Source organism: Actinomycetospora aeridis (assembly GCF_037400275.1).
GTDB lineage: Bacteria > Actinomycetota > Actinomycetes > Mycobacteriales > Pseudonocardiaceae > Actinomycetospora > Actinomycetospora aeridis.
The window spans coordinates 1-22,919 of sequence record NZ_JBBEGL010000011.1; the positions used below are offsets into that span (position 1 = coordinate 1).

At 73.9% G+C, this 22,919-nt stretch carries 19 protein-coding genes; 11 read left to right on the forward strand and 8 right to left on the reverse strand.

What is annotated here, in order from left to right; genetic code table 11:
• Positions 1 to 42: 42 nt before the first annotated feature.
• Positions 43 to 1,041, reverse strand: a complete 999-nt coding sequence (locus tag WCD41_RS27185) for a molybdopterin-dependent oxidoreductase (RefSeq protein WP_337718377.1) — start codon at positions 1,039 to 1,041, stop codon at positions 43 to 45.
• 189 nt (positions 1,042 to 1,230) lie between these two features.
• Here WCD41_RS27185 and WCD41_RS27190 point away from each other — a divergent pair, with 189 nt between their 5' ends.
• The 3 genes from WCD41_RS27190 to WCD41_RS27200 are packed head-to-tail and all read left to right on the forward strand — an operon-like array spanning position 1,231 to position 7,194.
• Complete coding sequence (locus tag WCD41_RS27190; RefSeq protein ID WP_337718378.1) at positions 1,231 to 6,165, forward strand: NAD-glutamate dehydrogenase; 4,935 nt, start codon at positions 1,231 to 1,233, stop codon at positions 6,163 to 6,165.
• A 22-nt stretch (positions 6,166 to 6,187) separates the two neighbouring features.
• Positions 6,188 to 6,625: an acyl-CoA thioesterase gene (locus tag WCD41_RS27195; protein ID WP_337718379.1), complete on the forward strand. Its 438-nt coding sequence runs from the start codon at positions 6,188 to 6,190 to the stop codon at positions 6,623 to 6,625.
• Positions 6,622 to 7,194, forward strand: a complete 573-nt coding sequence (locus WCD41_RS27200; protein ID WP_337718380.1) for a DUF8010 domain-containing protein — start codon at positions 6,622 to 6,624, stop codon at positions 7,192 to 7,194. The genes WCD41_RS27195 and WCD41_RS27200 overlap by 4 nt, the downstream gene beginning before the upstream one ends.
• 45 nt (positions 7,195 to 7,239) lie before the next feature.
• Here the strand turns inward: WCD41_RS27200 and WCD41_RS27205 are convergent, their stop codons facing one another.
• From WCD41_RS27205 to WCD41_RS27215, 3 genes are read right to left on the reverse strand one after another with little or no spacing between them, the layout of a single operon-like run.
• Positions 7,240 to 7,935 (reverse strand): dienelactone hydrolase family protein, encoded by a 696-nt coding sequence (locus tag WCD41_RS27205; protein ID WP_337718481.1) that lies wholly within the window; start codon positions 7,933 to 7,935, stop codon positions 7,240 to 7,242.
• Positions 7,936 to 7,937: 2 nt separating this feature from the next.
• Complete coding sequence (locus WCD41_RS27210; RefSeq protein ID WP_337718381.1) at positions 7,938 to 8,336, reverse strand: globin; 399 nt, start codon at positions 8,334 to 8,336, stop codon at positions 7,938 to 7,940.
• Positions 8,337 to 8,373: 37 nt separating this feature from the next.
• A complete protein-coding gene (locus WCD41_RS27215; RefSeq protein ID WP_337718482.1) occupies positions 8,374 to 9,363 on the reverse strand; it encodes a mechanosensitive ion channel family protein in 990 nt (329 codons plus the stop codon).
• Between the two features lie 249 nt (positions 9,364 to 9,612).
• Here WCD41_RS27215 and WCD41_RS27220 point away from each other — a divergent pair, with 249 nt between their 5' ends.
• From WCD41_RS27220 to WCD41_RS27235, 4 genes are all read left to right on the forward strand, one after another.
• Positions 9,613 to 10,275: an HNH endonuclease gene (locus WCD41_RS27220; RefSeq protein ID WP_337718382.1), complete on the forward strand. Its 663-nt coding sequence runs from the start codon at positions 9,613 to 9,615 to the stop codon at positions 10,273 to 10,275.
• A 40-nt stretch (positions 10,276 to 10,315) separates the two neighbouring features.
• On the forward strand, positions 10,316 to 11,722 hold the full coding sequence (locus WCD41_RS27225) for an amidase (RefSeq protein WP_337718383.1): 1,407 nt from the start codon (positions 10,316 to 10,318) through the stop codon (positions 11,720 to 11,722).
• A 68-nt stretch (positions 11,723 to 11,790) separates the two neighbouring features.
• Positions 11,791 to 12,045 carry an aa3-type cytochrome oxidase subunit CtaJ gene (ctaJ, locus tag WCD41_RS27230; RefSeq protein ID WP_337718384.1) on the forward strand — a complete coding sequence of 85 codons (255 nt, stop codon included), beginning with the start codon at positions 11,791 to 11,793 and terminating at the stop codon, positions 12,043 to 12,045.
• The gene (locus WCD41_RS27235) at positions 12,032 to 12,562 is read left to right on the forward strand and encodes a DUF5130 family protein (protein WP_337718385.1); all 531 of its coding nucleotides are present in this window, start codon (positions 12,032 to 12,034) and stop codon (positions 12,560 to 12,562) included. The genes ctaJ and WCD41_RS27235 overlap by 14 nt, the downstream gene beginning before the upstream one ends.
• 80 nt (positions 12,563 to 12,642) lie before the next feature.
• Here WCD41_RS27235 and pepN read toward each other — a convergent pair whose 3' ends face one another.
• Positions 12,643 to 15,204, reverse strand: coding sequence for an aminopeptidase N (gene pepN, locus WCD41_RS27240; RefSeq protein ID WP_337718386.1), 2,562 nt, complete (start codon positions 15,202 to 15,204; stop codon positions 12,643 to 12,645).
• Between the two features lie 126 nt (positions 15,205 to 15,330).
• Between pepN and WCD41_RS27245 the strand changes: the two genes are divergently transcribed.
• The 3 genes from WCD41_RS27245 (at position 15,331) to WCD41_RS27255 (ending at position 18,502) form a co-directional block, all read left to right on the forward strand.
• On the forward strand, positions 15,331 to 15,939 hold the full coding sequence (locus WCD41_RS27245) for a mycothiol-dependent nitroreductase Rv2466c family protein (protein WP_337718387.1): 609 nt from the start codon (positions 15,331 to 15,333) through the stop codon (positions 15,937 to 15,939).
• Positions 15,940 to 16,058: 119 nt separating this feature from the next.
• On the forward strand, positions 16,059 to 16,949 hold the full coding sequence (locus WCD41_RS27250; RefSeq protein WP_337718388.1) for an endonuclease domain-containing protein: 891 nt from the start codon (positions 16,059 to 16,061) through the stop codon (positions 16,947 to 16,949).
• Between the two features lie 128 nt (positions 16,950 to 17,077).
• Positions 17,078 to 18,502, forward strand: a complete 1,425-nt coding sequence (locus WCD41_RS27255) for an aldehyde dehydrogenase family protein (RefSeq protein ID WP_337718389.1) — start codon at positions 17,078 to 17,080, stop codon at positions 18,500 to 18,502.
• Here WCD41_RS27255 and WCD41_RS27260 read toward each other — a convergent pair.
• Complete coding sequence (locus WCD41_RS27260) at positions 18,483 to 18,842, reverse strand: DUF488 domain-containing protein (protein WP_337718390.1); 360 nt, start codon at positions 18,840 to 18,842, stop codon at positions 18,483 to 18,485. The two genes, WCD41_RS27255 and WCD41_RS27260, sit on opposite strands and share 20 nt — an antisense overlap.
• 108 nt (positions 18,843 to 18,950) lie before the next feature.
• Here WCD41_RS27260 and WCD41_RS27265 point away from each other — a divergent pair, with 108 nt between their 5' ends.
• Positions 18,951 to 19,241, forward strand: a complete 291-nt coding sequence (locus WCD41_RS27265; protein ID WP_337718391.1) for a hypothetical protein — start codon at positions 18,951 to 18,953, stop codon at positions 19,239 to 19,241.
• Positions 19,242 to 19,265: 24 nt separating this feature from the next.
• On the opposite strand, the gene WCD41_RS27270 is transcribed toward WCD41_RS27265, so the two are convergent.
• Both WCD41_RS27270 and WCD41_RS27275 read right to left on the reverse strand, forming a co-directional pair.
• Positions 19,266 to 21,122: a prolyl oligopeptidase family serine peptidase gene (locus WCD41_RS27270; protein WP_337718392.1), complete on the reverse strand. Its 1,857-nt coding sequence runs from the start codon at positions 21,120 to 21,122 to the stop codon at positions 19,266 to 19,268.
• Positions 21,123 to 21,136: 14 nt separating this feature from the next.
• The gene (locus tag WCD41_RS27275) at positions 21,137 to 22,912 is read right to left on the reverse strand and encodes an N-acetylglutaminylglutamine amidotransferase (protein WP_337718393.1); all 1,776 of its coding nucleotides are present in this window, start codon (positions 22,910 to 22,912) and stop codon (positions 21,137 to 21,139) included.
• Positions 22,913 to 22,919: the final 7 nt, after the last annotated feature.

The window sequence follows — 22,919 nt, forward strand, 5'->3', positions numbered from 1 at the left end:
TGTCGTGCCACGGAGTCGGGTCGAGGGTGTCGGAATTCAGCCTCAGGTGCGCGGGTCCGCGGCGTCCCGGACGGCGACGACGTGGCAGGCATTGCGCGCTCCGCGCAGCGGCTGGTGCCGTCCCGCCGCGTCGCGGGCCCGCGCGGTGACCTCGTCGGCGCCGGACGCGAGGCCCGGGGAAGCGGTGAACCGCCGCCATCCGTACGGCCCGCCGACCACCGGACCGAGGTCGGCGTCCTGCCATCCGTCGCCGGCGTCCGGCGCTCCTCGGCGGACGACCGCGACGTCGACACCGACGATCTCCGATGAGCTCCATGCCCATCCGCGCACCTCGGGTCCGCGGTCTCCGCTGCGGACGTCGGTGATGATGCTGTTCACGTCGAGATCGCGCACCGGCTCGGGCGTCGTGCCGCCGGGCGCCGTGCGGAGGTACAGCGTCGTGGTGAACAGGTGCTCCGGCCGGTGGTCGGCGACGGTCAACGACCGGAGCCATTTCACGTTGTTCGTCCCGAAGTAGCCCGGCACGAACAACCTCACCGGGTGGCCGTGCTCCGCGGTGAGGGGCGCACCGTTCATCTCGTACGCCAGCACTCCGCGCTCGCGGACGACGTCCAGCGGCAGGTCCTTGAGGTACTCGGTGCACGGGGTGCCGTCGAAGACACCGGAGTCGAGGCCCGCCGCCCACAGGCTCCCCCGCCCCGGGGCGCCCGCCTGGTCCAGGACGGCGGCGACGGGCACCCCGCGCCACTCGACGTTCCCGGCCCGCCGGGTCGGCTCGTCCGGACGCAGCGGATTGCCGAAGCACTCGAGGACGGCCTGGACGGTGACGCTCGGCATGGCCCGGAGCTCGGCGAGGCCCACCCGCAGCGGCCGTTCCACGAGACCGTCGACCCGCAGCCCCCAGTCGTCGGCCGGGACGTGAGCGATGCCGAAGTGCCCGATGACGTAGAGGTCGTCCACCGGGGTGGTCGGCGCGGAGAGCCGGCCCGGCGCGGGCTGCCACTTGGTGGTCTCGCCGGGCTCCATCGGCACCGTGGCCATGCCCGTCCACCTCCTTCGGCGCTCCGACCGTCACCGTGCCACGTCCCCGACGCCCCTGGGGACGCGGTGACCCCGGGCGGGCCGTGAGCGGATCGTTAGGGTGGCGGTCGTGGACGCCCGGAGGAACGGTGACGATCCCCGGGCCGCGCGGGCAGCGACCCGACGGCCCCTGACCCCCGGGGGCGCGGCATGACGACGGGCACCGAGCAGGCCGCTGCCCCCACCGGGGCGGCCAACGGCTGGCCGACCGACCGTGGGGTGCTGCGCACGACCGCCACCGAGCAGCGCCCGCCGGACTCCGCGCTGGGTGAGCTCGCGGTCACGTACTTCGACCGGGTCGCCGACGCCGAGCTCGTCGCGGACCCCCACGACGCCCTCGCCACCGTCCGCGCCCACCGCAGCCTCGCCCGCCTCCGGGTGCCGGGCAAGCCGGTCACCGCGGTGCTCGACACCCCGGGCTCCGAGGGCCGCATCTCGGTGCTCGTGGTCACCGACGACATGCCGTTCCTCATCGACTCGGTGCTCGCCGAGCTCGACCGCACCGGCGCGAGCGTGCACCGCGTCGTGCACCCGGTGGTGGTCGTGCGCCGGGACGTGCGCGGGGAGCTGCTCGACATCCTGCCGCTCGCCGACGCCGCGGCGCCGCCGCCGGGCGCGGTGGCCGAATCGTGGATGAACATCGAGCTGGGCGACCTGCCGGGCTCCGACCCGGCCCGGGACCTCGCCGCCGACCTGCACGCACGCCTGTCGAGCGTGCTCACCGACGTCCGCGAGGTCGTCGAGGACGACACCAGGATGGTGTCCACCGCGCGGGCGCTCGCCGACGAGCTCGACGGGGCCGGCGGGGACGTGGAGACCGCGGACACGGTCGCTCTCCTGCGGTGGTTCGCGCAGGGGAACCTGATCATGCTCGGGTACCGGCGCCAGGAGCTCGTCGACACCCCGGAAGGGCCGGCGCTGCGCGGCGTGCTCGCCACCGGTCTCGGCGTGCTGCGCCGCGACAGCCTCGTCGCGCGCACCCTGACCGCGAGCCCGGACAGCGTGAGCCCCGCCGGGACGGCGGGCGACACCGCCGCGCGCCGCCTGCTGGTGCTGACGCGGGCGAGCGCCCGCTCGACCGTGCACCGCCCGGAGCACCCGCTCTACGTGGGCGTGAGCATCTTCGACGCCGAGGGCCGCCTCGTCGGCGAGCACCGGTTCCTGGGCATCCTCACCGTCGCCGCGCGGCACGCCGACGTGCTCGGGATCCCCGTGGTCTCGCGGCGCGTGCAGGAGGTCGTCGTGGAGGCGGGGCTGCCCGTCGACTCGTGGTCGGGGCAGCGCCTGCTCGAGGTGCTGCAGACCTACCCGCGCGCCGAGCTCCTGTGCACCGACCGGGCCTCGCTGGAGGCCACGGCCACCGGCGTGCTCGACCTCGCCGAGCGGCGCCGCGTGCGGCTGTTCCTGCGCCGCGACCCGTACGGCCGCTACTTCTCCTGCATGATCTACCTGCCGCGCGACCGGTACACGACGGCGGCCCGGCTGCGGATGCAGGACGTCCTGACCCGTGAGCTGCGCGGCACCGACATCGAGCACACCGCGCGTGTCACGGAGGACCAGCTCGCGCTGCTGCACGTCACCGTGCACACCGGACGCGAGGACCCGGTCACGCCCGACCTCGAGGCGCTCACCGACGACCTGGCCGAGGCCGCGCGGACGTGGTCGGACCGCCTGCGCGAGGCCGCCACCGGCGAGGAGCGGGCAGTCATCGCGACGGTGGGCGAGCCGTTCGCCGAGGCGTACAAGGAGGACTTCGGCCCCGAACGCGGCCTCCTCGACCTGCGCGTCCTGGAGGGCCTGACCCCCGGGGAGGACGGCGGCCGCGACACCGCCGTCCGGCTCTACCACCCGACCAACCCCGACGCGGGCGACCGCCGCCTCAAGCTCTACCTGGCGGGCCGGCGCGCGACGCTGTCGTCGGTGCTGCCCGCGCTGCAGTCGCTGGGCGTCGTGGTCGTCGACGAGCGGCCCTACCAGGTGACGCGCAGCGACGGCGTCACCTGCTGGATCAACGACTTCGGCCTGCGCCTCGGCGCCGCCGACACCGTCCCACCGGGCACCGAGCACGACCTCACCGAGCGGTTCGCCGAGGCGTTCGACGCGGTGTGGAGCGAGCGGGCGGGCGCGGACGGCTTCAACGCGCTCGTCCTGCGGGCCGGCCTGGGCTGGCGTCAGGCGGCGGTGCTGCGGGCGTTCTCGCGGTACCTGCGCCAGATCGGGAACCCCTACGGCCAGAGCTACATCACCGATGTCGTCGGGGCCCACCGGGACGTCGCGGTGGGCCTCGTCGAGCTCTTCGAGGCCCGCTTCGACCCGGCTTTGGGCGACGAGGAGCGCGAGCGCCGGGTGGCCGAGGTCGACGGGCGCGTGACGGCCGCGATCGCGGACGTCACGAGCCTCGACGCGGACCGGATCCTGCGCTCGCTGCTCGGGGTGGTCCGCGCGGTCCTGCGCACCAACCACTTCCGCCGCGACGAGCACGGCGCGCCCCGCCCGTTCCTCGCCCTCAAGCTCGACCCGTCGCGGGTGCCGGGGGTGCCCGAGCCGGTGCCCGCGATCGAGACGTTCGTGTACTCGGCGCGCGTCGAGGGCGTGCACCTGCGGTTCGGGCCGATCGCGCGCGGGGGGCTGCGCTGGTCGGACCGCCTCCAGGACTACCGCACCGAGATCCTCGGTCTGGTCAAGGCGCAGGCCGTCAAGAACGCGGTCATCGTGCCGGTCGGCGCCAAGGGCGGGTTCGTGGTGAAGCGCCCGCCGGCCGCGACCGGCGACGCCGCCGCCGACCGCGACGCCGCGCGCGCCGAGGGCGTCACGTGCTACCGCATGTTCGTGTCCGGTCTGCTCGACCTCGTCGACGACCGGGCCGGGCACGCCGCGCAGTCGGACATCCGCACCCCGGCGGACGTCCTGCGCTACGACGGCGACGACCCCTACCTGGTGGTGGCGGCCGACAAGGGCACCGCGACGTTCTCGGACATCGCGAACGGGGTGGCCGGCGAGTACGGGTTCTGGCTGGGCGACGCGTTCGCCTCCGGGGGCTCGGTCGGCTACGACCACAAGGCCATGGGCATCACCGCCCGCGGTGCGTGGGAGTCGGTGCGCCGCCACTTCCGCGAGCTCGGGCGCGACGTCGCGAGCGACGAGATCACCGTCGTCGGCGTCGGCGACATGTCCGGCGACGTGTTCGGCAACGGGATGCTGCTCTCCGAGCACCTCAGGATCGTCGCGGCGTTCGACCACCGCCACGTGTTCCTCGACCCGGACCCGGACCCGGCCGCCTCGTTCGCCGAGCGCAGCCGCCTGTTCGCGCTCGCGCGCTCGTCGTGGGCCGACTACGACACCTCCCTGATCAGCGACGGCGGCGGCGTCTACCCGCGCACGATGAAGGCGATCCCGGTGTCCGCGCGCGCGGCCGAGGTGCTCGGCATCGACCCCGGCGAGATCGACCCGCCCTCGCTCGTGCGCGCGGTGCTGCGCGCGCCCGCGGACCTGCTGTGGAACGGCGGGATCGGTACCTACGTCAGGGCCTCGACCGAGACCGACGCCGAGGTCGGCGACAAGGGCAACGACGCCGTGCGCGTCGACGGGGACGAGCTGCGCGTGGCGGTCGTCGGCGAGGGCGGCAACCTGGGACTGACCCAGCGAGGCCGCATCGAGTACGCCCGGCGCGGCGGGAAGGTCAACACCGACGCGATCGACAACAGCGCGGGCGTCGACTGCTCCGACCACGAGGTCAACATCAAGATCCTGCTCGACTCGCTGGTCGAGCGCGGCGAGCTCGCGCCGGCCGACCGCGACGAACAGATCGCCGCGACCACCGACGAGGTCGCCGACCTCGTCCTCGCCGACAACGTCAGCCAGAACGAGGTCCTGGGGGTGTCGCGGTACCACGCGGCGCCGATGGCCCACGTCCAGGCATCCCTGATCGACGACCTCGAGGCGCGGGGCCGGCTCGACCGCGCCCTGGACGTCCTGCCCGACGCCGAGGAGTTCGCCGCCCGCCTCGCCGCGGGCGAGGGCCTGTCGAGCCCGGAGCTCTCGACGCTGATGGCGCACGTGAAGCTCGACCTCACCGACGCCCTCGCCGCCTCGGAGGTCCCCGACCTCGAGGTGTTCGCCCGGCGCCTGCCGTCGTACTTCCCGGCGGTGCTCGCCGAGCGCTACCCCGAGGCGGTGTCCGCGCACCCGCTGCGCCGCCAGATCGTGACGACGATGCTGGCGAACGCGGTCGTCGACGGCGGCGGGCTGACCTACGTGCACCGTCTGGCCCAGGAGGTGGCCGCGACGGCGGGCGACGCGGTCCGCGCCTACCACGTCGCCACCACGGTGTTCGGTCTCGACGTCCTGGCCGACGACGTCGCGGCGGGGGAGCGGACGCTGCCGACCCTCGTCGCCGACCGGCTCACGCTCGCCTCCCGGCGCCAGCTGGACCGCGCCTCGCGCTGGTTCCTCACCCACCGCCCGCAGCCGCTGGCGGTCGGGGCGGAGATCGCGCGGTTCTCGCCGTGGCTCACGCAGCTGGCGCCGCGGGTCCCGGAGCTGCTGCGGGGCGAGGAGGCCGAGGGTCTCGCGGAGCACACGCAGGCGCTCGTCGACGGGGGAGCGCCGGTCGACCTGGCCCGGCGCGCGGTCGGCGGGCTCTACGCGTTCGGGCTCCTCGACGTCGTCGAGATCGCCGAGTTCGCCGAGCGCGAGCGGGGCGGTCTGCGCGCGGACGACGGGGAGGTCACCGACGACGAGATGTTCGCGGTGGCCGAGCTGTACTACGCGCTCTCCGAGCACCTCGGCTTCGACGCGCTGCTCACGGCGGTCGCCGGGCTCGAGCGGGGCGACCGGTGGCACGCGCTCGCGCGCCTGTCCCTGCGCGACGAGCTCTACTCGTCGTTGCGGGCGATCACGCTCGACGTCCTCGCCGACACCGGCTTCGACGAGTCCGCGGACGAGAAGATCGAGCACTGGGAGCAGGCGAACGCGTCGCGGCTGATGCGCGCGCGCTCGGCGCTGGCCGAGATCGCGAAGGTGGGCCGCGCCGACCTCGCGACCGTCTCGGTGGCCGCCCGTCAGATCCGCAGCATGGTCCGCTGATCACCGACACACCCCCGGAGGAATGCGCGTGGCGCCCTACGTCAACGACGTCGCGGTGCGCTGGTCCGACCAGGACGCCTACGGGCACGTCAACCACGCCCGCGTGGTGACGCTGCTCGAGGACGCCCGGACCGGCCTGCTCTTCGACGCCGCGACCCGGGCGGGCGTGGCCGCCTTCGAGGCCGGGCTGCTCGTCGCGACGCTGGAGGTGCGCTACCGCCGGCCGATCCCGTGGACCCCGGCCGGAGTGCGGGTGGAGATGACGGCGCAGGACGTGAAGGCCGCGTCGTTCCTCGTCGCCTACCGGCTCCTGCTGCCGTCCGGGAACGGGCACGGGGGCTTCGACGAGGCGAAGCCCGCCGCGACCGCGACCACCCAGCTCGTGCCCTACGACCTCGCGACCCAGCGCCCGCGGCGCCTGACCGGCGAGGAGCGGGACTTCCTGGCGGAGTACACGTGAGCCTCGCCGTCCCCGCGGCGGCCGACCGGGCGGCGCTCGCCGACGTCGTCGGCCGCGTGGTGCGGCTGGACCCGGCTGCGGTGGTGCGGCTGCGGACCGTCGGCGACGGGGTCGCGCTGTGGGCGGGCACGCCGTTCGCGGTGCTGGTGGCCGCCGCGGCTCCCGGCCGCGTCGAGCCCGCCGACGTGACGGTGGTGGGGTCGGACCTGCTCGCGGCGCTGACCGTCGTCGACGCCCCCGCACTCGACCCCGGCACGGCGGTGGACGACCGGTGGCGCGGGGACCTCCCGGGCCCGGTGCGCTGGGACGTCGTCGGGGAGATCGGGGCGGCGGAGATCGACGCCGTCGTCGCCCGCGCCGACCCGTCCGGGCTCGACGAGCCGGTGTGGGAGGCCGGCGGGGTGCGTGTCCCCGCGCGGTGCGTCGTCGCCGTGGCCGGGATGGGGTGGCCGGAGGGCGGCGCCCCGGTGCCGGTGGCGGTGTCGTCCGACGGTGCGTGGATGCGGCTCGACCTCGGCGTCGCGGCGATCGTCCGCCACCGCCGTCCGTCCCTCACCGTCCTCATGTGAGTGAAATTGTGGGCTATAGCCGACAATTTCACTCACATAGGCCGGTCAGCCCAGGTGCTTGCGCAGGAAGTCGCGGGTGGCGCTCCAGGCCTTGAGGGCCTGCTCGGGGTCGTAGGTGCCCAGGTGGTTCTCCTCGTTGAAGAACGCGTGCCCGGACGGGTAGATCCGGAAGTCGGGGGTGACGCCGGACTCCGCCTCGATGCGCTCGGCGAGCTCCTCGACGGCCTCGGGCGGGGCCATCTCGTCCTCCTCGCCGAAGTGGCCGAGCAGCGGCGCGGAGAGGTTCGTGAAGCTCGGGTAGTCCTCGCCCAGCACGCCGTAGAACGGCACCGCGGCGCCGATCTTGTCGCCCTGCTGCGCGGCGAGGACGAGCACGAAGCCGCCGCCCATGCAGAACCCCACCGCGCCGACCTTGTCGCCCACGACGGCCTCGTGGCCGAGCAGGAAGTCGACGGCGCCGCCGAGGTCGGTGGCGGCCCGGTCGACGGGCAGCTCCTGCATGAGCCTGCCGGCCTCGTCGGCGTCGTGCGTGGTGGTGCCGCCGTAGAGGTCGGGAGCGAGCGCGACGAAGCCCTCGGCCGCGAGCCGGTTGGTGACGTCGGCGATGTGGCCCGTCAGGCCCCACCACTCCTGGATCACGACGACACCGGGTCCGGTGCCCGCCTCGGGCAGCGCCAGGTAGCCGTGCGCGGTGCGTCCGTTGCTCGGGAACGTGACGTTCTGCAGCGGGTTGTCGGTCATGCTCACCAGGCCTTGTTCATCATGCTGGTCGCGGCCATCTCGAAGTACTCCCACATCTGCCGGCGCCGCTCCTCGGGGAGGTGGGCCTCGTCGACGGCGACGCGCATGCAGCGCAGCCACGCGTCGCGCTCGAGCGGGCCGATCGGGAAGGGGCCGTGCCGCATCCGCAGCCGCGGGTGTCCGCGCTGGTGGGAGTAGGTCTGCGGGCCGCCCCAGTACTGCTCGAGGAACATCAGCAGCCGCTCCTCGGCCGGGCCCAGGTCCTCCTCGGGGTAGAGGGGACGCAGGACCGGGTCGTCGGCGACCTGCTCGTAGAAGCGGTGCACGATCGCCACGAACGTCTCGTGCCCGCCCACGGCCTCGTAGAACGTGTCGGGTCGACCGGCCTGTGGTGCGCTCACCCCACCACCGTCCCAGATCCGGCCCGGACGGGTGTCATCAGACCGCGGGTGTGCCGGGCCCGGCGACGCCCGGCCGTCCGGCGAACGGGTAGGGCGCCGGCACCCCGGCCACGTCGAGCTGTGTCTTGATCTCGGCGGCCACCGCGCGCTGCACCGCCCACTGCTCGCCGGGGCGGGTGCGGATGGTCAGGCGCATGAGCACGCCCTCCGCGGTGACCGACTGGACGCCGAGCATCTCCGGGGGCGCGATCACCTTGCTGGCGATCTTCGGCTCGGCGCACTCGGCGGCGGCGGCGCGCTCGGCGATCTCGAGGGCCTCGTCGACGTCGGCGCTGTGCCCGACGGGGATGTCGACGACGGCGACCGAGTAGCCCTGGCTGGAGTTGCCGACGCGCAGCACCTCGCCGTTGCGGACGTACCAGACGGTGCCGGCGATGTCGCGCAGCGTCGTCACCCGCAGGCCGACGGCCTCGACGGTGCCGGTGGCCTCCCCGAGGTCGACGATGTCGCCGACGCCGTACTGGTCCTCGAGCATCATGAAGATGCCGGACAGGAAGTCGCGCACGAGGTTCTGGGCGCCGAACCCGATGGCGACGCCGACGATGCCCGCCGAGGCGATGATCGGGGCGAGGTTGACGCCGAACTCGCCCAGGATCAGCACGAACGCGACGCCGTAGATCAGCATCGTGGAGAACGACCGCAGCACCGACCCGATGGCCTGCGCGCGCTGGGTGCGGCGCTCCACCATCAGCGGCGCCGCGTCCTTGATCGTGCGGACGGCGCGGTCGCGCAGGGGGCGCAGCAGCTGCGGCACGCGCCCCTCACCCGCGCCGCTGGTCAGGCGGCGGATCGCGCGGTGCACCAGCAGCCGCAGGACCACCGCCACGACGATGATCAGCAGGACGACGACGAGGTGGGTCACCAGCTGGTCGGCCGAGCGGGAGAGCCAGTCGGTCTGCGTGAGCTGGTAGACCCGCTGGCACAGCGATCCCGCGTCGGTCGCGCACGCCGGCGGCTGCACGGGCAGCGGGGCCGAGAGCGGCGAGGAGAGGTCAGGGGCCGGTGCTGGACTGGCCGGGGTGCTGTCCGGTGGAGGAGTCGGCGACGGCACGGTCACGTCGCCCGACGGTAGAGGACGTCCCGGACCGTGCCGTCGGCCCGGTGACGCGCCGGTGACGTGCCGATGCGTTCGGTGCTAACACACGTGCGATCGGAGCCGTTGTGTGGTCGACTACTCGCGGGAGGTGGTCGTGTGCACGAACGACAACCCGGCAGCGTGACTCCGCTGGTCAGCGAGGTCCCGCCCACTTCCGCGCCGTACGGCGCGTCCGACCCTCCCGATCCCGTCCCCGAACTCACCGTCGCTCCCCCTCTCGCTCCCGACTCCCCGGACGATTTCCCCGCCCCGCCGCCGTCGCCGCCCTGGGGCCGTCGCCGGGTCCTCCTCCTCAACGCCACCTTCGAGCCCCTCACCGCGCTGCCGCTTCGCCGCGCGATCGTGCTGCTGGTCTGCGGCAAGGCCGAGGTGGTGCACGGCGACGCCGCGGGTCTCGTCCTGCACTCGGCCACCGGCTCGGTCGAGGTCCCGTCGGTGATCCGCCTGCGCACCTACGTCCGCGTGCCCTACCGCGCGCGGGTGCCGCTGACCCGGGCGGCGCTCATGCACCGCGACCGGTTCCGGTGCGCGTACTGCGGCGGGCGGGCCGAGACGATCGACCACGTCGTCCCGCGCAGCCGCGGGGGCACGCACACCTGGGAGAACTGCGTCGCCTGCTGCGCGCGGTGCAACCACCGCAAGGCCGACAAGCTGCTGGCCGAGCTGGGCTGGCCGCTGCGCACGATGCCGACCGCGCCCCGAGGGCGGCACTGGCGGTTGCTCGCCGGGCTGGTCGACGCCGACCCGCTGTGGCTGCCGTACCTGGGGGAGAGCGCGGCCTGACCCGGCCCGTGCCCCGTGCGTAGGGCAGCATGGGGCAACCGTGAGCGATCTCCACGAGCTGACGGCCCTCGAGACCGCCGCGGCGGTGCGCCGCGGCGACATCTCGGCTCTCGACGCCGTCGACGCCGCCCTCGCGCGCGCCGACCGTCTGGGCCCGGCGCTGGGCGCGTTCACGGTGCTCACGCCCGACCGCGCGCGCGACGCCGCCCGTGCGGTCGACCGGGACGGGGTGGCCGGCACCGGGCCGCTCGCCGGGGTGCCGACGGCCATCAAGGACCTCGCCGCGACCGCCGGCGTGCCCACGCGCCGGGGCTCGGTGATCTACGACGGCTACGTCCCCACGCGCGACGACGACGTCGTCGGCCTGCTGCGCGCCGCCGGCACGATCAGCATCGGCAAGACCGCGGTGCCCGAGTTCGGGCTGCCCTGCTACACCGAGCCCGCCGGCGCGGCCCCGGCCGTGACCCCGTGGGACCGGACCCGCTCGGCCGGCGGGTCGTCGGGCGGGGCGGCCGCCGCGGTGGCCGCCGGCATCCTGCCGGTCGCGCACGGCACCGACGGGGGCGGCTCGATCCGGATCCCGGCCTCGGTGTGCGGGCTGGTCGGGCTGAAGACGACGCGCGGACGGGTCCCGGCCGGGCCGGCGGGCGGCGACCCGGCGGGGCTGTCGGTGAACGGCCCGCTCGCCCGCACGGTGGCCGACGCCGCGGCGCTGCTCGACGCGATGGCCGTGTGGTCGCCCGGCGAGCCGTTCGTGCCCGCCCCACCCCCGGAGGGCGGGTTCCTCGGCGCCCTCGAGCGGCCCGGGCCGCGGCGGCGGATCGCGCTGGCCGTGGAGCCCCCACTGGACGGTGTCGAGGTCGACCCGGCGTGCCGCGGCGCCACCGAGGACGTCGGGACCCTGCTCGCCGAGCTCGGCCACGACGTCGAGCCGGTGACGATCCGCCTGCCCGACGAGGGCGTCGCCGCGTTCCTCACGCTGTGGAAGGTGCTCTCCCTCGGCGATCCGGTCGACCCCGCCGACGAGCCGCGCCTGCAGCCGCTGACGCGCCACCTGCGGGCCGAGGGGCGGGCGATCGACGGGGCAGCGGCGATGGGCGCGCTGCACACCGTGCAGGTGCTCACCCGGTCGTTCGTCGCCGGGCGGGCGGCCTACGACGCCGTCCTCACCCCGACCGTCGCGCTGCCGCCCCGCCCGGTCGGCTGGTTCACCGCCACCGGCGACCCCGCCGACGACTTCGCCCGCCAGATCGCGTTCACGCCGTGGAACGCGATCGCGAACCTCACCGGCGAGCCGGCGATCTCGCTGCCGCTGGGGTGGTCGGACGGGCTGCCGATCGGTGTCGCGCTGCGCGGGCGGCGCGGGGAGGAGTCGGTGCTGCTCACGCTGGCCGCCGAGCTCGAGGCGGCGCGGCCGTGGCGGGACCGGCGTCCGCCCGAGGTGTGAGGGCCCCGAGGTGTGAGGACGCGGCCTACGACGGGACGTCGTCGACGCGATCCACTACGGTGCTGCGCGTGAGCCCGCTGACCACCTTCCTGCTCTACGGCGTGACATCGCTCGGGGGGATCGGCCTCATCGCCGCCATGACCCTCGTCCGCCCCTCGTCGCGTGGCGCCCGCTACCGCTCCGGTGACGCGTGGGACCACGAGCCGCTGTGGTGGATGGGCAACCCCAAGGGCTCGGGCGTCGCCGGGCCCGCCGTCGAGGCCGTGCCGTCCGGCTCGGCCACCGATCACACCGCCCGAGGAGGCGCTCGTGGCACCTGGTGAGGTCGTCCCCGCACGTCAGGACGCGCCGGGCGAGACCACCCGTCTGACCCGCGGACCCGGCGTCCTCGAGGACCCGGTCTACGGCCAGGCGCGCGTCGCCACGGCGTCCGGGCGCATCTCCGAGGCGACCGACGTGCTCGCCGAGGACTCGCGCACCCCGTTCTCCGCGTCGCAGCTCTCCCGCCTCGACGAGGCCCTGACGCTGGCCTGCCGCGAGACCGGGCTGCTGTTCACGCTCTGGGTCGGGGCGCTCGGCACCCGCTCGCGCGAGCGCGCCGAGGAGCTGCACGCCTCGCTCGGCGACACCGCTGCCGAGGCGGTCGTCGTCGCCGTGTCGCCCGGCGAGCGCGTCGTGGAGATCGTCACCGGCGCCGAGTCGAGCCGCCGCATCGACGACCGCGGCGCCAAGCTCGCGGTGATGAGCATGGTCGCCTCGTTCAAGGAGTCCGACCTCGTCGGCGGCATGGTCGAGGGCCTCACGATGCTCGCCGACCAGGCGGGTCACGCGCACCACTGAGCACCCAGCTGGTGGAACGAACGCGCTGTTCGCTGCGCTAGAAGCAGCGAACAGCGCGTTCGCTCCGAAAGACGAGGGCCTCAGCCGCGGTCGAACTCCCGGGCCGCGAGGGCACGCACCACGCCGGCGCGGCCCTCGGTGACCAGGCGGCGCAGGGCCGGCGGGTGGTCGCCCGCGAGCCAGGCGTCGGCGGCCTCGACCGTCGCGCCCTCGACCGCCCAGGACGGGAAGAGGCCCTGCACCATCGGCTGGGCCTGCTCCGAGGACCGGCGTGCCCACACCTCGTCGACGGCGGCGAAGTACTTCGCGACGTAGTCGGTGAGCAGGGCCTGCTGCGCCGGGTGCGAGAAGCCCATGATGATCGCGGAGTTGATCGCGTTCGGCAGGCTGTCGTCCTCGACGGCGCGCCGCCAGGCCTCCGCCTTCGCCTCCGGGGCGGGGATCAGCGCGCGGGCCCGCTCGGCCATGCGACGGCCGGTGGCGGTGTTGTCGCGCGCGTACTCCTCGTCGATCTCCGCCTCGCCCGCGGCGCCATGGGCGACGAGTGCGTGGAGGAGGCGCCAGCGCAGGTCGGTGTCGACGGTCAGGCCCTCGAGCGGGTGCTCCTCGGAGCGCCAGCCGGCCAGGGCGTCGAGCGCCTGGGGCGTGAGCACCGACCCGGCGAGGGCGTTGACGACCGCGAGCTGGTGGTCCGAGCCCGGGTCGGCGTGGGCGAGCTCGAGCAGGCGGGCGACGAAGTTCGGCCAGCCCTCGGCGACCGCCCACGACGGCTCGGCGTAGGAGGCGAGCGCGGTCTGGGCCTGCAGCAGCAGGCGCTGCACGACGCCGACCTCGGACTCGGCGGCGAGCCCGTTCAGCACGAGGGTGACGAAGTCGCGGGCGCGCAGCTCGGCCTCGCGGGTCATCTCCCAGGCCGCCGACCAGCACAGGGTGCGCGGCAGGGGCTCGGCGATGTCGCCGATCCGGTCGATGAGCGTGGTCAGCGAGCGCTCGTCGAGGCGCATCGTGCAGTAGGTGAGGTCGTCGTCGTTGACGAGCACGAGCGAGCCGGCCTCGACACCGACGAGCTCCGGCACCTCGGTGCGGTCGCCGTCGACGTCGAGCTCGACGCGGTGCTGCCGCACGAGCTTGCCGGAGCCGTCGTCACCGTAGATCCCGACCGCGAGACGGTGGGTGCGCAGCTCGCCGGCCCCCGGACGCGCGCCGCCCTGCACGACCTCGAACGCCGTGTACTTCCCGTTCTCACCGACGGAGAACGACGGCGAGAGCGAGTTGAGCCCCGTCGTGCGCAGCCACTGCGCGCTCCAGCCCGACAGGTCGCGCCCCGAGGCCTCGGTGAGCGCACCCAGCAGGTCGTCGAACGTCGCGTTGCCGTAGGCGTGGCGCGAGAAGTACAGCCGCAGCCCCGAGAGGAACTCGTCCTGCCCGACGTAGGCGACGAGCTGCTTGAGCACCGACGCGCCCTTGGCGTAGGTGATGCCGTCGAAGTTCACCTCGACGGCCTGCAGGTCGGGGATGTCGGCGGCGACGGGGTGGGTCGAGGGCAGCTGGTCCTGGCGGTACGCCCACGACTTCTCGACGTTCGCGAACGTCGTCCACGCGTTGCGGTACTCGGTGGCCTCGGCCTGGCTCACGACGCTGGCCCAGGTCGCGAACGACTCGTTGAGCCACAGGTCGTCCCACCAGCGCATGGTGACGAGGTCGCCGAACCACATGTGCGCCATCTCGTGCAGCACGGTCTCGGCGCGGCGCTCGTAGAGGTAGCGGGTGACGCGGCTGCGGAAGACGTAGTCCTCGAGGAACGTCACGGCGCCGACGTTCTCCATCGCGCCGGCGTTGAACTCGGGCACGAAGAGCTGGTCGTACTTGTCGAAGGGGTAGGGCACCCCGAAGTTGCGGTGGTAGAAGCCGAAGCCCTGCTTGGTCTCGGTGAACAGCCGCTCGGCGTCCATGAACTCGGCGAGGCTCGCGCGGCAGTAGATGCCCAGCGGGATCGAGCCGTGCTCGTCGGTGTAGGTGTCGGTCCACTTGGCGTACGGGCCGGCGACGAGGGCGACGAGGTAGGTCGAGATCCGCGGCGTCGTGGTGAAGGAGTGGCGGGTGACGCCGCCGGCTTCGGCGGCCTCCGCGGCGGCACCGTTGGCGATGACCTCCCAGCTCGACGGCGCGGTCACCGTCGCGGCGATCGTCGCCTTGAGGTCGGGCTGGTCGAAGCAGGCGAACATCCGCTTGGCGTCCGCGGTCTCGAACTGGCTGTAGAGGTACACGCCGCCGTCGACGGGGTCGACGAAGCGGTGCAGGCCCTCGCCGGTGTTCATGTAGCGGCAGTCGGCGTCGACGACCAGCTCGTTCTCGGCCGCGAGGTCGGGCAGCGCGAGCCCCTTCTCCTCGTCGTAGTCCGCCACGTCGAGCTCGGTGCCGTTGAGCACCGCCGAGCGCACGCCGGCGGCCACGATGTCGATCCAGGTCGACGCGCCGGGACGCGTGGCGCGGAAGCGCACGGTGGTGATCGAGCGGAACGTGGACTCGCCGGGTCCGCCGGTCGCCGGGTCGGTCAGGTCGAGGTCGATGTCGTAGGAGTCGACCTCGAGCAGCTCGGCGCGCGTCGCGGCGTCGTCGCGGGTCAGGTTCGGGGCAGCCACGACAACACCCTACGGCGGGGGACGCGGAGCGCAGCGGAGCCGGACCAAGGGAGCGCAGTGGGAACATCGCCGGGGCGTGCGGGGGTTGCCACGGGTGAGGACGTCCGAGAAGGGAACCCGACCGCCATGGCAGACAAGACCCGCGTCGACTTCTGGTTCGACCCGCTGTGCCCGTTCGCCTGGATCACCTCGCGCTGGATGCTCGAGGTCGAGCAGGTGCGCGACGTCGAGACGCACTGGCACGTCATGAGCCTCGCGGTGCTCAACGAGGGCAGGGACCTGCCCGAGGAGTACGCCGAGATGATGAAGAAGGCGTGGGGCCCGGTGCGGGTGGCCATCGCCGCGGCGCAGCAGAAGGGCGACGACATCCTCGCCCCGCTCTACACCGCCATGGGCACCGAGATCCACGACAACGGCAACAAGGACTTCGACGACGTCATCGCCAAGGCGCTCGACGAGGTCGGCCTCGACAGCACGCTCGCGCAGGCCGCGCACACCGACGAGTACGACGAGGCGCTGAAGAAGAGCCACCACGAGGGCATGGACCCGGTGGGCATGGACGTCGGCACCCCGGTCATCCACGTCGAGGGCTCGGCGTACTTCGGCCCGGTCATGACCCGCATCCCCCGGGGCGAGCAGGCGGGGCAGATCTTCGACGGCGCCAAGCTCCTCGCCGGCTACGAGTACTTCTACGAGCTCAAGCGCACGCGCGACACGGAGCTCAAGTTCGACTGACGTCCCGCGAGTGATCGCCGGTTCCAGGACACGCCGAGCGCCTGGCGCGGAGCACGTCCTCGAACCGGCGATCACGGGCGTCGAGGGAGCCGTGCGGGCACCGGCTGCGTCCAACCTGCATGGACATCGAACGGTTCCTCGCCTCCCACGACGGGGTCGTGAGCCGCGACCAGGCGCGGGCGTGCGGCCTCAGCGAGGACGCCATCGCCTGGCGTCTGGCCACGGGCCGGTGGAAGCGGCGGGCCCCGCGGACCTACCTGGACATCGCCTGGGCCTGGACGATCGCGGCCCGGGTGCGCACGGCAGCGGCCTGGGCCGGCGAGCAGGGCACCCTGATCGGGGTGACGGCCGCCTGGTGGCTGGGGCTGGGCGTCCTCGACCCCCGACCCGTCACCGTCGCGCTGCCGCCGGGTAGCTCGCGCCGGCCACCCACCGGAGTGCGTGTCGTGCAGCGGGAGGTGCGCGAGGAGCGGACGCGCCACCGCGAGCTGTGGGTGACGAGGGTCCCGCTGACCGTTCTGGACGCTGCCGTCGCCCTCCGCGCCGACGGCGCCCGCTTCCTCGACCGCGCGCTCCAGCAGCACGTCGACCTGGACGAGCTCCGGGCGGCGCAGTCCCGGACCCTGGGTCGGTGGGGTTCCCGCGCCGCGGGGCGGCTGCTCGCGCACGCGGCGGACAGGGCCGCGTCTGAGGCCGAGCGACGCATGATCGGGCTGCCGCGCGCCGCCGGGTTGACGGGCTGGTCGGTCAACCTGGAGGTGCGGCTCACCGACGGACGTCGGGCCCTCATCGACATCGCCTTCCCCGGCGTCCGGCTGGCCGTCGAGGTGGACGGGTGGGCCCATCACGAGGACGTCGACCGTTTCGTGGACGACCGGGCCCGCAAACGCGCCCTGGTGGCCGACGGGTGGGTCGTGATCGAGGTGACCTGGCACGACCTCGTCACCGCGCCCGATGCGCTGGTCACCGAGCTCCGCCGCACCCTCCTGCGCCTCTCGGTCGCGGCGTGATCGCCGGTTCCAGGAGCTCCGCCGCGCCAGGCGCCCGGGGCGTCCTCGAACCGACGATCACTCGCGGAGGTGCGCCGGCCGCGCGTCGGGCAGGGTGGAGGTGGACACCCGTGGCTTGGAGGCACTCGATGACGACCGGTACGGACACACTGACGCGGCACTGGATCGACGGGGCCTGGCAGGAGGGGTCCGGGTCGATCGCCGTGGTGAACCCGGCGACCGGGCAGACGATCGCGGAGGTGCCCTCCGGCGGCGCGGCCGAGGTCGACGCCGCGGTGATGGCCGCGCGCCATGCCTTCCCGCGCTGGGCGGCGACCCCGCTCGCGGACCGGGTGGCGATGGTGCTCGCGATCCGCGAGGGCATCAAGGCCCGCAGCGGCGAGATCGCGGCCTCGATCACCGCCGAGATGGGCTCGCCGACGAAGTTCGCGAACTCGGTCCAGGTCGGCATGCCCATGGCGACCTCAAAGGGCGTCGCGGGGCTCGCGGAGTCGTTCCCGTGGACCGAGGAGATCGGCAACTCGCTGGTCGTGCGCGAGCCGGTCGGCGTGGTCGGCGCGGTGACGCCGTGGAACTACCCGCTGCACCAGGTCGTCGCCAAGGTCGCGCCGGCGCTGGTCGCGGGCTGCACCATCGTGCTCAAGCCCAGCGAGGTCGCCCCGCTGACCGCCGGCATCCTCGCCGAGATCACCCGCGAGGCCGGCCTGCCCGCGGGCGTGTTCAACGTCGTGCACGGCACCGGCCCCGATGCCGGCGAGGCGCTGGCGTCGCACCCGGGCGTCGACATGATGTCGTTCACCGGCTCGGTGCCCGCCGGCCGCCGCGTGCAGGAGGTCGCCGCCGGCACCGTCAAGCGCGTGGCCCTCGAGCTCGGCGGCAAGTCCGCCAACATCGTCCTCGACGACGCCGACCTCACCCAGGCCGTCAAGCTCGGCCTCGGCAACTGCTTCATCAACGGCGGCCAGACCTGCACGGCGTGGACCCGGCTGCTGGTGCCGCAGTCGCTGCACGACGAGGTCGTGGAGATGGCCGTCGCGCAGGCGGCCAAGTACACCGTCGGCGACCCCACCGACGAGTCGACCCGCATCGGGCCGATGTCCTCGGAGCGCCAGCGCGAGCGCGTCGAGGGCTACATCACCCAGGGTGTGTCCGAGGGCGCCGAGCTCGCCGCCGGGGGATCGGGACGCCCGGACGGCCTCGAGACCGGCGCCTACGTCCGCCCGACGATCTTCTCGGGCGTGCGGCCGGGCATGACGATCGCCCAGGAGGAGATCTTCGGGCCGGTCCTCTCGGTGATGCCCTACGCCGACGAGGACGAGGCCGTCGAGATCGCCAACGCCACGGTCTACGGGCTCGCCGGGGCGGTGTTCGCGGGGTCGCAGGAGCGCGGCCTCGAGGTGGCCAAGCGCATGCGCACCGGACAGGTCGACGTCAACGGCGGCCAGTTCAACCCGCTCGCCCCGTTCGGCGGCTACAAGCAGTCGGGCACGGGCCGCGAGCTCGGCCGCTACGGGCTCGAGGAGTTCCTCGAGGTCAAGTCGATCCAGCTGTAGACAGCACCTCCGCGAGCACCCGGGCGTGGCTGTGCTCCACGTCGCGGGTGGCCGTGAGCAGGGTGAGCGGGCCCGCCGTGTCGCGCAACGACGCGAGCGCCGACGCGGCGGGCTCCTCGTCCAGCTCGGCGCGGTAGCGGCGGGCGAACTCCTCGTACCTCGCGGGGTCGTGGCCGAACCACTTCCGCAGCTCGCTGCTGGGGGCGACCTCGCGCAGCCAGTCGTCGTGGTCGGCGTCGGCCTTCGCCAGCCCGCGCGGCCACAGCCGGTCGACGAGCACCCGGGTGCCGTCGCCCTCGGCCCGCTCCTCGCGCACACGCTTCACCTGCACGGTCGTCACGACCGGGATCGTGCCGTGCGTGGCGCGTGTCGGCGGCGCGGTCCACGACACGGCTGACACCCTCGGAAGATCGACAGGGAGAGCCCCAGGGGCACCACCGGCGCCGCCGTGCTGTCGCTCGTGGCGTTCGTGCTGGTCGCCGGGTTCGTCACGGCGCTGGTGGTGGCGTTCACGGGCTGGACGAACGAGGACTGCGCGCCCGGGGCGTTCGCGTGCGACGCGGCCGCCGTGCTGCGGGTGCGCGTCCTCCTCGCCGCGAGTTTCGTCCTCGGACTCGTCCTCGGCGTCGTCGGGACGGTGCGGGCGGCGCGGGGTCGGCGCGCGGGGTGGTGGATCGCGCTCGCCTGGCCGGTGTGGCTGGTCGGCCTCGCCGTCGGCGAGGTCGCGTCGCGGCGCTGAGCGGTGGCCGTCGTCCCGGAGGGGCTACCCGGCGTCCGCGCGCCGCTCGAGCCCGAAGTGCTCGCCCAGCCAGTCGACGCACTCGTGGATGAAGCGCACGCGGTTCTCGGTGCGCTGGATCTCGTGGCCCTCGTCGTCGAAGAGCAGGTAGCGCACGGGGACTCCGGCGGCCTTGGCGCCGTGCACGGCGAGCTCGGCCTCGTGGACCGGCACGTTGGTGTCCCACTTCCCGTGCACGACGAGCAGGGGCGCGCGCAGGTGCTCCATGCGGTGCACGGGGGAGAGCTCGCGCAGCAGGTTGCGGTCGTGGATGGGGTGGCCGTACTCGCCGACCGCGGCGTCGGCGATCCACGGCTCGGTGCGGGCGAAGAAGGTCTCGAAGTCGGCCATCCCGCACACGTCGATGCCGACGGCGAAGAGCTCGGGGTGGTTCACGAGCGCGGCGAGGGTGAGGTAGCCGCCGTAGGAGCGGCCCATCACGGCGACGCGGGCGGGGTCGGCGACCCCGGAGTCGACGAGGTGCTCGACGCACGTCGCCACGTCGCGGATCGCCGCGAAGCGCCCGGCGCCGTTGTCGGCGTTGACGAACGAGCGTCCGAAGCCCGAGGACCCGCGCACGTTGGCGGCGTAGACGGCGACGCCGCGGGCGAGCAGGTGCTGGTAGAGCGGCGTGAACACCGGGCGCTCCTGCGCCTCCGGCCCGCCGTGCAGGTAGATCACCGTCGGGAGCGGGCCCGCGCTGCCGCGCGGACGGTAGAGCCAGCCGGGCAGGCGCAGGCCGTCCGGCGTGGTGACGACCTCGAGGCTCGGGTGCACGAGCTGGCCCGGTGACCAGCGAGGCTCCTCCTGCGGGCAGATGAGCGCGGTGGTGTCCGACGAGAGCTCGTGGCACCACACCGCGGCCGGCACCTCGGGCGACTGGATGCCCATGACCAGCGAGTCGCCGTCGTGGCTGAACACCGCGCCCGTGACGACATCGCCGGGCGGGGTGTACGACGAGCACTTGCCGGACCCGAGGTCGAGCAGGTCGACCTCGCTGCGGCCCTCCACGTTCCACACCAGCGCGGCGAGCGTCGCGTCCTCGGTGAGCGCGAAGTGCTCGAGGTCGGCGTCGACGCGCTCGGCGAGCACCTCCGGCGTCATCGGGCTCGCGTCGGTGGCGACGTCGACCGCCACCAGCGCCGCGCGCTCGCGGCCGCCGTCGGTGAGCAGCAGCATCCTCGTGCCGTCGGGGGTGAAGCGCCCGGCGACGACGCTGGAGTCGCGGGTGATCGCGATCGGGTGCTCGACGGCGCCGGGCGGGCCGCCGGGCCCGCGCCGCGTGTCGATCTCGTGCCAGCCCTCGGTGCCGTCGAGGTCGACGATGCCGACGTGCCGGGAGCCCCGGCGGCCGCGGCGCAGGAGCACCCGGCGCCGGTCGCGGCTCACGTCGAGGATCTGCAGGGCGTGCCCGGAGCCCAGGCGGCGGCGCTGCCCGGTGTCGGCGTCGACCAGCCACGCCGTGGTCGTCTCGGTGTCCGACTCGGTGATCGCGAGGACCGAGCCGGTGTGGGTGAAGCGGTCGAGCGACACCGCGCCGCGGTCGCCGTCGCCGACACCGCGGACGGGCCGCACGTCGGTGCCGTCGGGACGGACGATCGCGACCTGCGTCCGCTCCCCGCCGTCGGGCGCGGTCTCGACGGCGAGCCACGTCCCGTCGGGCGACCAGCGGACCGTGGAGACGAGGTCGTCACCGGTGTCGAGCGACCACTCCTCGCCGGTGGCGCGGCGGTGCATCCGCACCTGCGGTCGACCGTCGCCGTCCCAGACGAACGCGATCGCGGTGCCGTCGGGGGAGGGGCTGGGCGACCAGCAACGCGTCGCGCTGATCCACTCGTCCACGGACCGCACGCTACCTACGTGATGCCGTTCGCCTGCAGCCACATCTCGAGCAGTGCGACCTGCCACAGGGCGTTGGCGCCGAGGTTGGTGCGCCCCGAGTTGGGGTCGTCGAGCATCTGCGTCACCGCCTCGGGACGGAACAGCCCGCGGGACGTGGCGGCCGGGTCGGTGAGCGCTCCCCGGACGCGCTCGAGCACCGGGCCGGAGAGCTGGCGGATCGCCGGGACCGGGAAGTAGCCCTTCTTGCGGTCGATGATCTCGTCCGGGAGCACCCCCCGGGCGGCGGCCTTGAGCACGCCCTTGCCGCCGTCGCTGAGCTTGTACTCGGGCGGGCAGGCGCCCATCGCCTCGACGAAGTCGTGGTCGAGGAACGGGACGCGCGCCTCGAGACCCCAGGCCATCGTCATGTTGTCGACGCGCTTCACCGGGTCGTCGACGAGCATGATCGTGGTGTCGAGCCGCAGCGCCGCGTCGACCGCCGAGTCGGCGCCGGGCCGGCCGAAGTGCTCGGCGACGAACGCGCGGCTGACGTCGTCGTCGACGAGCGCCTCCGGCGTGAGCAGCTGGGCGACCTCGCTGTGGGGGCGGTCGAAGAACGCCTTCTGGTAGGCGTCGAGCGCGCCGTCGCGCGGCACCCCGGCGAGCGGCGGGTACCAGTCGTAGCCGCCGAGGATCTCGTCGGCGCCCTGGCCGGACTGCACGACCTTGATGGACTTCGAGACCTCGCGCGAGAGCAGGTAGAAGGCGACGACGTCGTGGCTGACCATCGGCTCGGCCATGGCGGCGACGGCGCCCGCGAGCGCGTCGTCGGTCTCGTGCTTGGGCACCGTGAACCGGACGTGGTCGGTGCCGTAGGTCTGCGCGACCAGGTCGGAGTAGTCGAACTCGTCGCCCGTCTCGCCGGCCTCGGCCTCGAAGCCGATGGAGAAGGTCTTGAGGTCCTTCTGCCCCATCTCGGCGAGCAGCGCCACGACGATCGACGAGTCGATGCCGCCGGAGAGCAGCACGCCGACGGGGACATCGGCGACCATGCGGCGCTCGACGGCCGTGCGCAGCGAGGACAGCGCGGTCTCCGCCCACTCCTCCTGCGAGCGCTCGCCGTTCCGCGTGAACGTCGGCTCCCAATAGACCCAGTCGTCGGTGCCGCCGTCGGGGGAGACCGTGCGGACCGTCGCCGGCGGGAGCTTCCGCACGCCCTGCAGGATCGTGCGCGGTGCCGGGACCACCGAGTGGAAGCTCATGTAGTGGTGCAGGGCGACGCGGTCGACGTCGGTGTTGAGCCCGCCGCCGGCGAGGAGCGCGGGCAGCGACGACGCGAAGCGCAGCGCGCCGGGCACCTGGGCGACGTAGAGCGGCTTGATCCCCAGCCGGTCGCGGCCCAGCACGAGCTCGCCGGTGCGCCGGTCCGAGACCGCGAACGCGAACATGCCCTTGAAGTGCTCGACGCAGGCTTTGCCCCAGCGATGGAAGGACTTGATCAGGACCTCGGTGTCGGAGGTCGAGAAGAAGCGGTAGCCCTGACCGTGCAGCTCCTCGCGGAGCTCCTTGTAGTTGTAGATGATCCCGTTGAAGACGGCGGTGAGGCCCAGCTCGGCGTCCACCATCGGCTGGGCGCCGGCCTCGGACAGGTCGATGATCTTCAGGCGCTGGTGGGCGAGCGCGAGCGGCCCGTGCCCGACGACGCCCCAGCCGTCGGGGCCGCGCGGCTCGAGGACCTGGGCCATGTCGAGCACGGTCGCGACCTCGGCCGCCCGGCCGTCGAAGCGGAACTCACCGGCGATGCCGCACACGTGTGGC

What these genes read in the sequence shown, in the direction of transcription:
- WCD41_RS27185 (WP_337718377.1), bottom strand. Translation starts at nt 1,041, where the DNA reads ATGGCCACGGTGCCGATGGAGCCCGGCGAGACCACCAAGTGGCAGCCC.
- WCD41_RS27190 (WP_337718378.1), top strand. Translation starts at nt 1,231, where the DNA reads ATGACGACGGGCACCGAGCAGGCCGCTGCCCCCACCGGGGCGGCCAAC.
- WCD41_RS27195 (WP_337718379.1), top strand. Translation starts at nt 6,188, where the DNA reads ATGCGCGTGGCGCCCTACGTCAACGACGTCGCGGTGCGCTGGTCCGAC.
- WCD41_RS27205 (WP_337718481.1), bottom strand. Translation starts at nt 7,935, where the DNA reads ATGACCGACAACCCGCTGCAGAACGTCACGTTCCCGAGCAACGGACGC.
- WCD41_RS27245 (WP_337718387.1), top strand. Translation starts at nt 15,331, where the DNA reads ATGGCAGACAAGACCCGCGTCGACTTCTGGTTCGACCCGCTGTGCCCG.
- WCD41_RS27250 (WP_337718388.1), top strand. Translation starts at nt 16,059, where the DNA reads ATGGACATCGAACGGTTCCTCGCCTCCCACGACGGGGTCGTGAGCCGC.
- WCD41_RS27255 (WP_337718389.1), top strand. Translation starts at nt 17,078, where the DNA reads ATGACGACCGGTACGGACACACTGACGCGGCACTGGATCGACGGGGCC.